Below are 13,408 nucleotides of genomic sequence, written 5' to 3'. Positions count from 1 at the left end.
AGCCGCCTAATCTTTTCGTAAACGATTGATTCTCCGATTTCGTTGACGCCCAACAGGCGTTTTTAAGTTTTTTTTGCAAAAATTAAAAAAGCGTCACGCCGCCAGCAGTGGCCGCAGATAAACGGCCGTGCGGCTATCCTTCGCGCGCGCGATTTCAGACGGCGTGCCGCTCGCGACGATCGTGCCGCCGGCGTCGCCCGCGCCGGGCCCGACGTCGATCACCCAATCGCTTTGCGCGGCCACCCGCATATCGTGTTCGACGACCACGACGGTGTTACCGGCGTCGACGAGTCCCTGCAACTGAATCATCAGCCGATCGACGTCGGCGGGATGCAGGCCGGTGGTCGGCTCGTCGAGGATGTACAGCGTGTCGCCGCGCTGCGTGCGTTGCAGTTCGGTGGCGAGTTTGATGCGCTGGGCTTCGCCGCCTGACAGTTCGGTGGCGGGTTGTCCGAGCCGCAAATAGCCGAGTCCGATGTCGCGCAGCACACTTAACGCGCGCATCACGCCGGGTTCGTCGGCAAAGAAGGTGCAGGCGGCGTCGACGGTCAGGTCCAGCACCTCGGCGATGTTTTTGTCGCGCCAGGTTACTTCCAGTGTCGGCGGGTTGTAGCGCGTGCCGTGGCAGGTCGAGCAGGGCGCGTAGACGCTCGGCAGAAACAGCAACTCGACGCTGACGAAGCCTTCGCCTTCGCAGGTCGGGCAACGGCCCTGGGCGACGTTGAACGAGAAGCGGCCCGCGTTGTAGCGGCGTTTGCGCGCTAACGGCGTGTCGGCGAACAGCTTGCGCACGTGGTCGAACAGACCCGTATAAGTGGCGAGGTTCGAGCGCGGCGTGCGGCCGATCGGTTTCTGATCGACGCGCACCAGCCGCCGCAACGCGTCCATGCCGGCGGCGATATGGCCGCCGGTCGGTAGCGTGGCATCGGCGAGCAAGGGGTCGAGTTCGTCGTCGTCCGCGCTTTCGATGATTCGCCCGAGATGACTCGCGACGAGTTCGGGCAGCGCCTGACTCACCAGGCTCGATTTGCCGGAACCCGACACGCCCGTGACGGCCGTCAGGCAGCCAAGCGGAAACGCGACGTTCAGGCCACGGAGATTGTTGCGCGTGATGCCGGCGAGCTTCAGCCAGCCCGCGGTCTCGCGTGGCGTGCGAGCGACGGGCGAGGGCGGCGCGAACAGATGCCGGCGCGTCTGCGAGGCCTCGATCTTCTCGAGCCCGGCGGGCGGTCCGCTATAGACCACATGGCCGCCGGCTTCACCGGCTGCGGGGCCGACGTCGACCAACCAGTCGGCGCGCCGCATCATCTGCAGATCATGTTCGACGACGAACAGCGAATTGCCCGCCGCCTTCAGCGATTGCAGCGCGGTGAAGAGCGCTTCGCCGTCGGCGGGATGCAGGCCGGCCGAGGGTTCGTCGAGCACATACACCACGCCGAATAGTTGCGACGACAACTGCGTCGCCAGCCGCAAGCGTTGCAGCTCACCGGAGGACAGCGTCGGCGTGCTGCGCTCCAGCGCGAGGTAACCGAGTCCCAGATCGATCAGCGTAGTCAGCCGCTCCAGCAGTTCGGCGGCAATGCGCTGCGCGGCGACGCGTTTTTCTTCGGACAGGTTCGGCGTGCGCCGCACGTCGCGGGAAGTTTTGTGCGCCGAGCCGCCGGCGGCAACTCTTTTGTCGATGGCGTCGCGCATCGCGTTCTCGCTCAGTACGGCGCCTTTGTTTTTTGCCGCGCTCTGAGCCGCACCGGACTCCGGCCATTCGCCGCGAGCGATCGGCCGAAGCAGCGCGGCCAGCCCCGCCAGCGGCAACTGCGAAAACTCGCCGATATCGAGCCCGGCGAACTTCACCGAGAGCGCTTCCTTTTTGAGCCGCTTGCCATGGCAGGCCGGACACACGCTACCGATCATGTACTGCGACACGCGTTTTTTCATCAGCGCGCTTTGGGTGCTCGCGAAGGTGTGCAGCACGTAGCGGCGCGCGCCCGTGAACGTGCCCTGGTAGCTCGGCTCGTCCTTGCGTTTGAGCGCGGCGCGGGTTTCCTTCGGCGTGAGACCGGCGTAGACGGGCGCCGTCGGTTGCTCGTCGGTGAACAGAATCCAGTCGCGGTCCTGCTTCGGCAGATCGCGCCAGGGCGTGTCGACGTCGTAGCCGAGCGTCACCAGAATGTCGCGCAGATTCTGTCCGTGCCACGCCGGCGGCCACGCGGCGATCGCGCGCTCGCGGATGGTCAGCGAGTCGTCCGGCACCATCGACTTCTCGGTGACCTCGTACACGCGCCCGAGTCCGTGGCAGGTTGGGCAGGCGCCTTGCACCGTGTTCGGCGAGAAGTCTTCGGCGAACAGCATCGGCTGCTTCGGCGGATAGTCGCCGGTGCGCGAGTACAGCATGCGCACGAGGCTCGACAAGGTGGTCACGCTGCCCACCGACGAACGCGCGCTCGGCGTGCCGCGCTGTTGCTGCAAAGCGACCGCGGGCGGCAGCCCTTCGATCGCGTCCACTTCGGGTACGCCGACCTGGTCGATCAGCCGCCGCGCATACGGGGCGACCGATTCGAAGTAACGCCGCTGCGCCTCGGCGTACAACGTGCCGAAGGCGAGCGACGATTTGCCCGAGCCCGATACGCCGGTGAACACGACGAGCGCATCGCGCGGAATGTCGACGTCGATGTTCTTCAGGTTGTGTTCGCGTGCGCCGCGCACCCGGACGAAGCCGGTGAACGCGGGAGTATCGGAGCGTGTCGCTGTCGAGCGGGGCGGTTTGCGGATGGCGTCCATGGGGATGAATAGCGGGTTGGGGCGGCAGCCCGGTTACGGGCGTTGAACGCGGATGTGGCCGCACGGACTGTGCCCGGCGATGAGTGGATTCCGTTTGAGTTATCACGGCACGGCAACGTTGCCGGCGCCGCGACGACTGACAGCGTAGACGATACCCGCCGGAAAGCAGAAATTCACGCCGCCGTTCCGGGCGGCGGTGCGGTCATGTTTTTGCGCCAGAATGGCGTCACCGGATGACAACCCGGCGCATGGGCGGGCGCGCCGCCTATCATGGATCGAATGAATCGAATGGATAGCGCTCTCGCGTGCGGTCGCGAACGGACGCGGCCAGGCGAGCGCGGAAGATGGCTGCTTTACCTCACAAGGAGTCCGCCATGGAAAACGCTGTGTACTGGAAGGGACGTCAGGTCGGCATCGAGTGCGCGGGCCGGATTTCGTGGTTCACGTCGGCGCCGCGCGAGGCGGTGCTCGCGTACGGGCCCCAGCGGAGCGAACCGGTCAGTGTCGAGCAGTCGATGCTGGCTCGCAATCTCGTCACCACCGCGTCCTATAGATAGCGAGCGGCACGCGACGGTCTGGCGTCTTTGGAGCGATCGATCCTGTCGGTCGATGCCGGGATTCGCATGCTCGGCAGCGCGGCGCTGCCGATCCGCTTTCGCCAGGCGAGCGCAAAAAAACGGCGAGCGGCGATGGCGCTCACCGTTGTCGTCATCTCCGGCGCCTGGCGCGCCGGAGATGTTCACCAGCGGGCGAAAGCGAAATTCACCAATCAGGACGGCAGATAGTTGATGAAGTAAAGCTGGCCCTTGCTCTGACCGCACTGGAACAACGCCACGTTGCCGGCATTGATGACGCCGGACATTTGGCCGCTCAAGTCGCCGCTTGCCGTGCCGACCTGCTGCTGCCCTTTCCAGAAGCTCGTCGACGCCGTGTTCTGCGACAGCAGCACGACTTGCCCCGGATTGGTCTGCGACTGGTAAATCAATTGCGGCGTGCCGGAGTTGCTGAGCATCAGCGGTGCGGAGGTGGTGATCGGCGAGTCGGCCAGCGTGAGGTTCACCCAGGTTCCGTTGGAATACGAACCGCTCGAATACATCAACGGGTTTGCCGATACACCGGATTGGCTGTTGAAGCCGGAGAACACCGAGTACGACGTGCCGGGATTGAACGCGGCCGCCGTGCCGAGCGTGAATTGCGGCGTGACGCTCGGGAGCGTACCGACCAGGGCCGGCGAACTCCAGCCGTCGCGGCCACCGCCCTGATATTGGGTCATCTGATAGATCTGGTTATTCGTGCCGATGGCGACCGCCTGCAGCGCGCCGGTATTCGTGTTCAGGAAAACCTGGAACGAGGCGCCGACGAGGAAGGTGCTGCCGAGTACCGACCAGTTGCTCCAGGTCGGGTTCGTTCCCACACTCGTCTGATAGGTGTGCCACATGTTGCCGTGGCTGTCGAGCATGAATGCCTCGAGCCGGTTGTTGCTGTTGACGGTCATCACCGGCGCGCCAGACCAGCTGACGCCCGACGGCGTGCCGCCCGCGAAATTGCTGAAGCCGGTTTGCGTGCCCTGGAACGGATTGACGTAGTTGATTTCGACCACGTTGCCTTGCATGAGCCCGAGCACGCCGAGCGTTCCGTTCGGCGAAATCGCCGACGCCGGGCTGTTCGTCAGTTGGCCGCCGAGTTGCATCCAGCTACCGGTTGTCGGCGACGTCACGGTACACATGCCCAACGTGTTGTCCGTATTTCGCGTGAAGGCATAGAGGCTTCCGCCGTAGTAGACGGGCGCCGCGATGCCGCGAAACGCGCCGCCTAGAGACGTCCAGGTCGAACTGGCTGCCGGAACCATAGCTTCGAGGTTTTTTGTGTGAAGTTCGCCGACGGTGGTCATGGGATTCGATCCTTAAGTTGGTCAGGAGAACGGTGTGGCCCGAGACGTTTGCGCATGGACGCCGGTCGGAATACCGGCGGCCGGCGCGTGCTGCTGCTCCATCGACGTAGCGAGGATCAGCGGCTGCCAGCAAGCAACACTGTGTGGATCGCCCTTATTGGTTTAATGAAAGGGCGCCGGACCAGCTAGAGCGAGACGCGTGCCAGGCGGCCGAAGACCCATGGGCCAACGGCGCGACGAAAAAAGCGGTGAATGAATGGGCGTTCCCGTCCGATGCTTCGGCGGGTAATGGACGAGATCGTCCATTGATCGATGGCGCTTGAGCGAGTGTTGAAACGCGTGCTGAAACAAGCGCCGAAAAGCAAAAAGCCCAGTCACGAGGACTGGGCTTTTTGCTTGAATCTTGTGGTGCCGGAAAGAGGAATCGAACCCCCGACCTTCGCATTACGAATGCGCTGCTCTACCGTCTGAGCTATTCCGGCATCAGGAGAAACGAGATTATAGGGACTTCTTTACGGGCTTGGCAAGCCCCTGCGCTCATTTTTTTGCTTCGAGATGGTAGCGCGTGACCCGGTCGACCTCGTTCTTCGAGCCGAGGAACACTGCTACGCGCTCGTGCAGGCTCTTCGGCTGGATGTCCAGAATGCGCTTTTCGCCGTTTGTCGCAGCGCCGCCGGCCTGTTCGACGATAAACGCCATCGGATTCGCTTCGTACATGAGGCGCAGCTTGCCCGGCTTGTCCGGCGTGCGCTTGTCGGCCGGATACATGAAGATGCCGCCGCGATTCAGGATACGGTGCACGTCCGCCACCATCGACGCGATCCAGCGCATATTGAAGTCGCTCTGGCGTGGGCCGTCTTTACCGTCTTTCAATTCGCCGATGTACTGCTCGACCGGCGCATACCAGTGGCGTTCGTTCGACGCGTTGATCGCGAATTCACGGGTTTCGACCGGAATGCGCATATCGCTTTGCGTGAGGACCCACGAACCGAGTTCGCGGTCGAGCGTGAAGCAGTTCACGCCGTTGCCGGTGGTCAGCACCAGCACGGTTTGCGGGCCGTAGACCGCATAGCCCGCGGCGACCTGCTGCGTGCCCGGCTGCAGGAACGATTGTTCGGTGGGCTGCTGGCCGTCCGGGCAGCGCAGCACCGAAAAGATCGTGCCGATCGACACGTTGACGTCGATATTCGACGAGCCGTCGAGCGGATCGAACACCAGCAGGTATTCGCCCTTCGGATAGTTGGCCGGGATCGGGAAGAACTGCTCCATTTCCTCGGACGCCATGCCGGCCAGGTTGCCGCCCCATTCGTTCGCCTCGAGCAGAATTTCATTCGACAGGATGTCGAGCTTTTTCTGCACTTCGCCCTGCACGTTTTCGCTGCCCGCGGTGCCGAGCGCATCGCCCAGCGCGCCTTTGCTGACGTGGTAACTGATCGCCTTGCACGCGCGCGCGACGACTTCGATCAAAAGGCGCAGGTCGGCCGGCAGGTTGTTGGTCTCGCGCTGCTGCTCGATCAGGTACTTCGTGAGAGTGGTACGACGTTGCAAAGCCATTGCTGTACTCCGGGAAGGCTTGAGGAATTTCTCGATTTTAACCGTTCGTTGTGTCTGCTCCGTGCTTTTGACGAAGACCGCACTGGCCGACGCCGCAACGCGCCGCGCGCGGCGTGCCGGGAGTCAGGCTGCGCGCTGTGCCCGGCCGTCTTCGGCGCTGCTGCGCAAGCTGGTGGCCAGTGCCGCCGCGCGGGCGTGTTCGGCGGTGATTTTCGGCATTTTCGGCCGGTCCGCCTTGGGCATGGGCTCGATTTCGCGTTCAATCTGCTCGCCGGCGGCCGCGGCGGCGACGCGCAGGTCGTAGGCGATTTGCAGATTGAGCCAGAATTGCGCGCTCGCGCCGAAATAGCGTTCGAGGCGCAACGCGGTGTCGGCCGAGATGGCGCGCTTGCCGCGAACGACGTCGTTGATGCGCGGCGCCGGCACCCGCAGCGCGAGTGCGAGCGCATTGACGGACATGCCGAGCGGTTCGAGGAACTCGCCGCGCAGAATCTCGCCCGGATGGATTTCCGGCATGCTCTCGCCGGTATCGATGTCCGAGAAATCGATGCGGCCCAGATCGGAGCGTTTGATGACCATGGTGGCCTCCCAATAATCAGTGATAGTCGACAATCTCGACATTCAGCGCGTGTTCGCCGACAAAGCCAAAACAGATGCGCCACTGCGCGTTGATACGGATGCTCCATTGCCCACCGCGCTCGCCTTGCAACGCTTCGAGCCGGTTGCCGGGCGGCGCGCGTAGAGTTTGGATGCAGTGGGCGGCGTCGATCATGAGCAGTTTGCGCCGTGCGAGTGTCTGCATGTGAAGCGGCAGTGATCGCACGAACTCGTCCTGAAAGATTCTCGCCGTAGCCTTGTCGTTGAATGTCGTGATCATGGATGATATAACGCATCGCGTTAAACGTAAACCGTTAAAAGAGTACGTTTACTTTCACCCTGTCAGCGCTATTCGAACAGTCGGCCAGATGGCTAACGTTGAGCACCGCGCGCGTGGCCGCCTCGTCCCACCCAGGACAAATTCAGAACGAAAAAAAGCCGGCAACGCGTGCCGGCTTCTCGCAACAAAACAGCGCTCAGACGAGCATCACCCCAACGCTTTCTCCACGATCTCGCGCACGTCGCGCGATTTCACCTGGGCGGCCACTTTCTCCAGCGCGGCGCGCATGCCGTCGCGCAGCGTCGGCGTGAAGCGGCGCCACAATTCGAGCGAGCGGGCGAGGCGGGCGGCCACCTGCGGATTGATCGCGTCGAGCGCGATCACCTGCTCGGCCCAGAATGCATAACCCGAGCCGTCTTCAGCATGGAACTGCGCCGGGTTGGCGGCGCAGAAGCTGAAAATCAGCGAGCGTGCGCGATTCGGGTTCTTCAGGTTGAACGCGGGGTGCGCCATCAGCTTGCGTACGACGTCGATCACCGGACGCTGCGCGCTGCCGCGCTGTACGGCTTGCAAGGCAAACCACTTGTCGATCACGAGCGGCTCTTTCTCGAAGCGCCGGTAGAAGTCGTCGAGCGCGCGCTGTGCGTCGGCGCCACTGCCGTGCGCCGCTGCCGAACTGAGCAGCACCGATAGCGCCGCCGCGCGGTCGGTCATGTTGTTGGCGGCGTCGTATTGCGCGGCCGCGAGACGCACGGCTTCGGCCGGATCGTCCAGTTCGGCGAGATACGAGAGCGCGAGATTCTTCAACGCGCGATGGCCGGACGCCTCCGGCGTGGCTTCGTACGCACCCGGCGTGCGATGTTGCTCGACCACCTTGAGCCAGTCGCTCTTCAGCGCATTGGCGAGACGCTTGCGCACGAACTGGCGCGCCGCGTGCACGGCGGCCGGATTCGACTCCGCCATCTGCTCGGCCAGATACGCCTCGGACGGCAGCATCAACGCCAGTTCGCGGAACGACGGCGAGAGCGTTTCGTCGGTCAGCACGCGCGCGAACGCGGCGACGACCGAGTCGTCGAGCTGCAGCGGCACGCCGGTCGCAGCGCGCGCGGCGAGCGTCAGCAGCTCGCGGGTTGCGAGGCGTTGACCCGCTTCCCAGCGGTTGAACGGATCGCTGTCGTGCGCGAGCAGGAACGCCAGTTGGTCCGCCGAATAGTCGTATTCGACGATCACCGGCGCCGAGAAATTACGCAGCAGCGACGGCAGCGGTTCTTGCGCCACGTTGACGAACGTGAAGGTCTGCTCCGTCTGCGTGAATTCCAGCACGCGCGTGGTGTTATCCGAAGCCTGCGCCTCGCCGTCAAGCTGCAGCGGCAGGTCTGCGCCATCGCGGCCGATCAGGCCGATCGCGAACGGGATCAGCAGCGGTCCCTTTTGCGTCTCGCGCGCGGCCGAGGCCGCCTCGCCGTAGCCTTGCGTGAGCGTCACGCTGTAGCGCTGCTGGGTGGCGTCGTAACGGGTGCGTACCGACACGCGCGGCGTGCCGGCCTGGTTGTACCAGCGTTCGAACTGCGCCAGATCGCGGCCGTTCGCGTCGGCGAGCGCGTGACGGAAGTCGTCGCAGGTCACGGCCTGGCCGTCGTGACGCTTGAAGTAGAGGTCCATGCCTTTGCGGAAGCCGTCGCGGCCGAACAGCGTCTGATACATCCGCACGACTTCCGAGCCTTTCTCGTAGACCGTCATGGTGTAGAAGTTGTTGATCTCGACGTAGCTTTCCGGACGCACCGGATGCGCCATCGGACCCGCGTCTTCGGCGAACTGCATCTGGCGCAGCACGCGCACGTCTTCGATGCGCTTGGTGGCGCGCGCGGCTTCGTCGCTGCTGTTGGTCTGGCCGCCGGCCATGTCGGCCGAGAACTCCTGATCGCGGAACACGGTCAGGCCTTCCTTCAGGCTCAGCTGGAACCAGTCGCGGCAGGTCACGCGATTGCCGGTCCAGTTGTGGAAGTACTCGTGGCCGACCACGGCCTCGATGTTCGCGAAGTCGGTGTCGGTGGCCGTTTCGGGGTTCGCCAGCACGTACTTCGTGTTGAAGATGTTGAGGCCTTTGTTCTCCATCGCGCCCATGTTGAAGTCGCTCACCGCGACGATCATGAAACGGTCGAGATCCAGTTCGAGCCCGAAGCGTTCCTCGTCCCAGCGGATCGAGTTGATCAACGAATCCATCGCGTGACGGGTCTTGTCGAGATCGTGCGGCTCGACCCAGACCTGCAACAGCTTTTCCTTGCCTGAGCCGCTCTTCACGCGTTCTTCGAGCGCCACCAGCTTGCCCGCGACCAGCGCGAACAGATAGCTCGGCTTGCGGAACGGATCTTCCCAACGCGCGAAGTGGCGGCCGTCCGGCAGATCGCCTTCTTCGAGCAGGTTGCCGTTCGACAGCAGTACCGGATAATCGGCCTTGTCGGCACGCAGCGTGACCGTGTAGGTCGCCATCACGTCGGGTCGGTCGAGGAAGTAGGTGATGCGGCGAAAACCCTCGGCCTCGCACTGCGTGAAGAAGTTGCCGCCCGACACATAGAGGCCCGACAACGTGGTGTTCTCAACCGGATTGCAGACGCTGGTGAGCGTGAGTTCGAAGTCGTCCGGGACATGGTCGAGCAGCAGGCCGTGCTCATGCGCATGCACGTTGGCGAACGGCTTGCCGTCGATCGCAGCGCTGACGAATTCGAGTTGCTCGCCCATCAACGCGAGCTGCGTGGCGTGCGACGCGTCCGGATTGCGGCGCACCCGCATGGTGTTCTTCACGACTGTGCGTTCGGGGACGAGATCGAACTCGAGTGCGACGGTGTCGATCAGGAAAGCGGGCGGCGCGTAATCGGCGCGGCGGATCACATTGGGCGTAGCGGTATCGGCCATGGCGTTCTGTAGGATGGGAACTCGAGTCGGCAAGCTCGCTTCTGGCGTGCGAGCCGGGCTTGTCGAGCCATTGTACAAAGCCTCGGCCATTCGTGCGGCGCGAACTTTTTACCGAATCGCCTGGTCAGCGTATTATCGGGCGCCGACGCGGAACAAAGCCCGCGCGTCGGCGAATCCGCTCATGACGGGCGATAACGGGCAACACAGAGCTTCACGAGGTAGACCATGACAATCAATCGATGGACCCGCCGCGCCACGTTGCTGCTAGCGTCGCTGGCGGTGCTGCTGTCCGGCTGCACGACCTACGTGACCACCCAGGTCACGGCCTTCTCCGACTGGAGCGGCAACGACGCGACCCGCACCTATGCCTTCACGCGGGCGGCGGATCAGCAGAACAATCTGGAACTCAGTACTTACGAGCGCGCGGTGGCCAACGAACTGGCCACGCATGCGTTCCGTCAGGTGGACACCGCGCAGGCGCGCTATCTGGTCGGGCTCTCATACGGGATTCGCTCGGACATGGTGACGGTCTCCCAGCCGGTGTACTACAACCCGTGGCCCGCGCCTTACTGGGGAAGGTCGTTCGATCCGTGGGGCCCGTGGGGTCCGTATGGACCGTTTCCGAACGGGTATGTGAGCCAGAGCTATCCGATCTTCACGCATCTGCTCGGCGTGCGGATCACCGAGCGCGCGACCGGCAAGGAAGTCTATAACGTGACCGCGCGCAACTCGGGCGCCGAGTCGTCGCTGGTCAGGGCCATGCCGTATCTGGCGCGCAGTGCGCTGGCCGATTTCCCGCTGGGCAACGGCATCGTGCATACCGTCAAGATTCCGCTCGACAAAAACGACGGCGCACCGAACGAAATGGCCGCCACGGGCGCCGCACCCGCTGCGATGCCGGCGCCGGCTTCCGCGCCGAAGGTCGTGCAGTAACCAGTAAGCGCAGTAAGCGGGTGCGCTGGAGGGCGTGATGACGCGCTCCAGCAATCCAGGCGGAAGAAACAGAACGGCCCGGCAGGGATGACTGCCGGGCCGTTTCGTTTTTACCGCCAGCGAACCTGCATGGCGCGTAGCGCGGATTAAAACGGGGCGTCGCGTGAAGTTGGAAAATTCGTCAAATGAAACAGTTATTAAGAAAGTTAAATGAAAGTATTGGAGCGTAAGGATATCGTCCCAAGCATCGTTGTCGGCGGCCGAGCCCGGCGGGGCAGGGCGCGCGGCACAAGCGCGGTGCGGGGAAGCGCCGCCGGCGCGGCTTGACGCGTATTTGAAGAACCGTCGTGCAGGCGATACGGATACAGATGGATACGTCTTTTGTGGCTGATTTAATCCACAATATTCAGTATGATTCGGCCACCGTACGGGGGCTCGGGACAATTTGTCACACTAATTGTCAACGGTGCCTAAATAAATGGGGCTCGGTGCCGTTAATTCGCTGAACCCTATATAAGAAAGCTGGATCTGGATTGACTCCCGGCTGGAGATTGCCGGTCCGCGCGGCGCCCGCACGCTGTGACGGCTGCGTATTCCGTCAGGCGCTTCAGCCTCTCCTCGCATCAACGCGCGAACACCGATATGCCCGATCTGCACTGGACCATTCCGGTCGCTCGCTGGTCTAGCTGGCCTGCTGCCGCATCTGCCGCACCCGACATCGGCTTTATCGAGCCGATCGTACGGCGTCGTCTCAGCACTCTGTCGCGAGTCGCGCTGAAGGTTGCGCACGAGTGCGTCGCGCAAGAGCCGGCGCGGGTCGTGTTCGCGTCGCGTCACGGCGAACTGCGCCGAACCACCGACATCCTGCGCGCCATCAGCGCCGGCGAGCCGGTGTCGCCGACCGCGTTCAGCCTGTCGGTGCTCAACGCGATGACCGGCGTGTTCGGCATTGCGCGCGGCGACCGGTCCGCGGCCAGCGCGATTTCGGCCGGTGCCGAAACGCTCGGCTACGCGTTGCTGGAAGCGCACGCGCAATACGCGGCGCAACCCGGCTCGCCGGTGCTGCTGGTGTATGCCGACGAACCGGCCGATCCGGCCTACGGCACGATCGAAGACGAAGTGCCTGGTGGCGCGCTGGCGATCCTGCTGGACAGCGACGCAGCCACAGGGCAACTGATGTGCAGGTTGTCCGCGGGTGACGGCGTGGGCATGGCAGATGCGTCCGACAAGGCGCACGCGCCGGACAATGCAGACAGTCCGGCCGGCGCTGCAAACCCCCCCGTCCCCGAGACTACTTTCGCGACGCAAAGCCAGGCATTGCTGCACTGCCTGGAAACCGGCAACCCGGGCGCCTGGCAACACGCCGACGCCACCTGGCACTGGAGCTGGCATGACCTCGCGGCTTGATTACGGCTGGCGTCTCTGTGCGACGGGCATGGCCTTCGTGGTGTTCGGCGTATGCGGCACCCTGTTTTCGGTGCTGGTGTTTCCGCTTGCGTGGGTATGGCCGCATCGCGCGTCGCGGCAATTCGCGGTGACGAGCGTGATCCACTGGTTTTTCCGCGCGCTGGTCGCGGTGCTGCAGCGCGTCGGCGTGATGGAGCTCGATGTGTCGAACGTCGAGGCGTTGCGCGCGGGCGGCCCGGCGATCGTGGTCGCGAATCACCCCACTTATCTCGACGTGATGGTGCTGTTGTCGCTCACGCCGCACGCCTGTTGCGTGGTGAAAAACGCGCATTGGAGCAACCCCTGTTTCTGGGGCATCGTGCGCTCGGCGGAATACGTCAGCAATGCCGACCCCTCGGAACTCGTCGAGGCTGGCGCGCGGCAACTGGCGGCCGGCTACACGATGATCATTTTCCCGGAAGGCACGCGCAGTCCCGCGCCGAACCGCTTGCATGCGTTTTCGCGCGGTTTCGCGCACATGGCACTGAAGGTCGGCGCACCGATCGTGCCGGTGCTGATGGACTGCGATCCCCCCGCTTTCACCAAGCAGATGCGCTGGTACGACGTGCCGGCGCGCGCATTCCGGATGCGCGTGAATGTCCTCGAGCCGCTCGACGTCGAGCAGCTCGCGGCGCATGACGCGACACCGGCCCTTGCGGCGCGCAGCGTGACGAGCGCCATCGAAGCACACATTACTCAGCACCTGTTCGATTATGGATTCTTTAAAACTGGAAATTAAACAGCTTCTGATCGAGGCCCTCGATCTGGAAGACCTGAGCCCCGCCGATATCGACGACGACGCCCCGTTGTTCGATACCGACGGCATCGGTCTCGATTCGATCGATGCACTCGAAATCGGCATCGTGCTGCGCAAACAATACCAACTGACCATCGCAGCGAACGACGAACGCACGCGCGAACACTTCCGTTCGATCAGCACCCTGGCCGCGCTCGTCGCGAGCCAGCGCGAAGCGGCGCACGCTGTGAATGAAACCACCAGAAAGGGGGAATAAATC

The 13,408-nt window shown here is 63.7% G+C and carries 12 protein-coding genes and 1 tRNA gene; 6 read left to right on the top strand and 7 right to left on the bottom strand.

Annotated features, from left to right (window positions below; all coding sequences use genetic code 11):
- Positions 1–93 precede the first annotated feature (93 nt).
- On the bottom strand, positions 94–2,778 hold the full coding sequence (locus FA94_RS05765; protein WP_035547743.1) for an excinuclease ABC subunit UvrA: 2,685 nt from the start codon (positions 2,776–2,778) through the stop codon (positions 94–96).
- Between the two features lie 374 nt (positions 2,779–3,152).
- Between FA94_RS05765 and FA94_RS05760 the strand changes: the two genes are divergently transcribed.
- Positions 3,153–3,335 (top strand): hypothetical protein, encoded by a 183-nt coding sequence (locus tag FA94_RS05760; RefSeq protein WP_081935716.1) that lies wholly within the window; start codon positions 3,153–3,155, stop codon positions 3,333–3,335.
- A 27-nt stretch (positions 3,336–3,362) separates the two neighbouring features.
- Entirely contained in the window at positions 3,363–3,563 is a 201-nt protein-coding gene (locus tag FA94_RS05755; protein WP_035547738.1) for a hypothetical protein, read from the top strand.
- Here FA94_RS05755 and FA94_RS05750 read toward each other — a convergent pair.
- The 6 genes from FA94_RS05750 to pepN all read right to left on the bottom strand — a co-directional run bounded on the left by FA94_RS05750 (position 3,548) and on the right by pepN (position 10,013).
- Complete coding sequence (locus FA94_RS05750; RefSeq protein WP_035547736.1) at positions 3,548–4,669, bottom strand: DUF8189 domain-containing protein; 1,122 nt, start codon at positions 4,667–4,669, stop codon at positions 3,548–3,550. The genes FA94_RS05755 and FA94_RS05750 overlap by 16 nt on opposite strands.
- Before the next feature lie 406 nt (positions 4,670–5,075).
- A tRNA-Thr gene (locus FA94_RS05745) sits at positions 5,076–5,151 on the bottom strand.
- Positions 5,152–5,206: 55 nt separating this feature from the next.
- Positions 5,207–6,223, bottom strand: coding sequence for a class 1 fructose-bisphosphatase (locus FA94_RS05740; protein ID WP_035547733.1), 1,017 nt, complete (start codon positions 6,221–6,223; stop codon positions 5,207–5,209).
- Between the two features lie 123 nt (positions 6,224–6,346).
- Complete coding sequence (locus FA94_RS05735; protein ID WP_035547731.1) at positions 6,347–6,802, bottom strand: HigA family addiction module antitoxin; 456 nt, start codon at positions 6,800–6,802, stop codon at positions 6,347–6,349.
- A gap of 16 nt (positions 6,803–6,818) precedes the next feature.
- Positions 6,819–7,100, bottom strand: coding sequence for a type II toxin-antitoxin system RelE/ParE family toxin (locus tag FA94_RS05730; RefSeq protein WP_035547728.1), 282 nt, complete (start codon positions 7,098–7,100; stop codon positions 6,819–6,821).
- Positions 7,101–7,307: 207 nt separating this feature from the next.
- Positions 7,308–10,013, bottom strand: a complete 2,706-nt coding sequence (pepN, locus tag FA94_RS05725; protein ID WP_035547724.1) for an aminopeptidase N — start codon at positions 10,011–10,013, stop codon at positions 7,308–7,310.
- Between the two features lie 225 nt (positions 10,014–10,238).
- Between pepN and FA94_RS05720 the strand changes: the two genes are divergently transcribed.
- The 4 genes from FA94_RS05720 (at position 10,239) to FA94_RS05705 (ending at position 13,405) form a co-directional block, all read left to right on the top strand.
- A complete protein-coding gene (locus FA94_RS05720; protein WP_035547721.1) occupies positions 10,239–10,946 on the top strand; it encodes a DUF4136 domain-containing protein in 708 nt (235 codons plus the stop codon).
- A gap of 642 nt (positions 10,947–11,588) precedes the next feature.
- Positions 11,589–12,353 (top strand): beta-ketoacyl synthase chain length factor, encoded by a 765-nt coding sequence (locus FA94_RS05715; protein ID WP_035549377.1) that lies wholly within the window; start codon positions 11,589–11,591, stop codon positions 12,351–12,353.
- Positions 12,337–13,131, top strand: coding sequence for a lysophospholipid acyltransferase family protein (locus FA94_RS05710; protein WP_035547718.1), 795 nt, complete (start codon positions 12,337–12,339; stop codon positions 13,129–13,131). The genes FA94_RS05715 and FA94_RS05710 overlap by 17 nt, the downstream gene beginning before the upstream one ends.
- Positions 13,106–13,405: a phosphopantetheine-binding protein gene (locus tag FA94_RS05705; RefSeq protein ID WP_035547715.1), complete on the top strand. Its 300-nt coding sequence runs from the start codon at positions 13,106–13,108 to the stop codon at positions 13,403–13,405. Before FA94_RS05710 ends, FA94_RS05705 begins: the two co-directional genes overlap by 26 nt.
- The last annotated feature ends 3 nt before the right edge of the window (positions 13,406–13,408 follow it).

This window comes from Burkholderia sp. 9120, assembly GCF_000745015.1.
Taxonomy (GTDB): domain Bacteria; phylum Pseudomonadota; class Gammaproteobacteria; order Burkholderiales; family Burkholderiaceae; genus Paraburkholderia.
Note: the sequence above shows the minus strand (reverse complement) of the source record. Positions and strands in the feature narration are given on the sequence as shown.

Coding starts and splice junctions, on each gene's coding strand:
- FA94_RS05765 (WP_035547743.1), bottom strand. CDS start 2,778: ATGGACGCCATCCGCAAACCGCCCCGCTCGACAGCGACACGCTCCGAT.
- FA94_RS05760 (WP_081935716.1), top strand. CDS start 3,153: ATGGAAAACGCTGTGTACTGGAAGGGACGTCAGGTCGGCATCGAGTGC.
- FA94_RS05750 (WP_035547736.1), bottom strand. CDS start 4,669: ATGACCACCGTCGGCGAACTTCACACAAAAAACCTCGAAGCTATGGTT.
- FA94_RS05740 (WP_035547733.1), bottom strand. CDS start 6,223: ATGGCTTTGCAACGTCGTACCACTCTCACGAAGTACCTGATCGAGCAG.
- FA94_RS05735 (WP_035547731.1), bottom strand. CDS start 6,802: ATGGTCATCAAACGCTCCGATCTGGGCCGCATCGATTTCTCGGACATC.
- FA94_RS05730 (WP_035547728.1), bottom strand. CDS start 7,100: ATGATCACGACATTCAACGACAAGGCTACGGCGAGAATCTTTCAGGAC.
- pepN (WP_035547724.1), bottom strand. CDS start 10,013: ATGGCCGATACCGCTACGCCCAATGTGATCCGCCGCGCCGATTACGCG.
- FA94_RS05720 (WP_035547721.1), top strand. CDS start 10,239: ATGACAATCAATCGATGGACCCGCCGCGCCACGTTGCTGCTAGCGTCG.
- FA94_RS05715 (WP_035549377.1), top strand. CDS start 11,589: ATGCCCGATCTGCACTGGACCATTCCGGTCGCTCGCTGGTCTAGCTGG.
- FA94_RS05710 (WP_035547718.1), top strand. CDS start 12,337: ATGACCTCGCGGCTTGATTACGGCTGGCGTCTCTGTGCGACGGGCATG.
- FA94_RS05705 (WP_035547715.1), top strand. CDS start 13,106: ATGGATTCTTTAAAACTGGAAATTAAACAGCTTCTGATCGAGGCCCTC.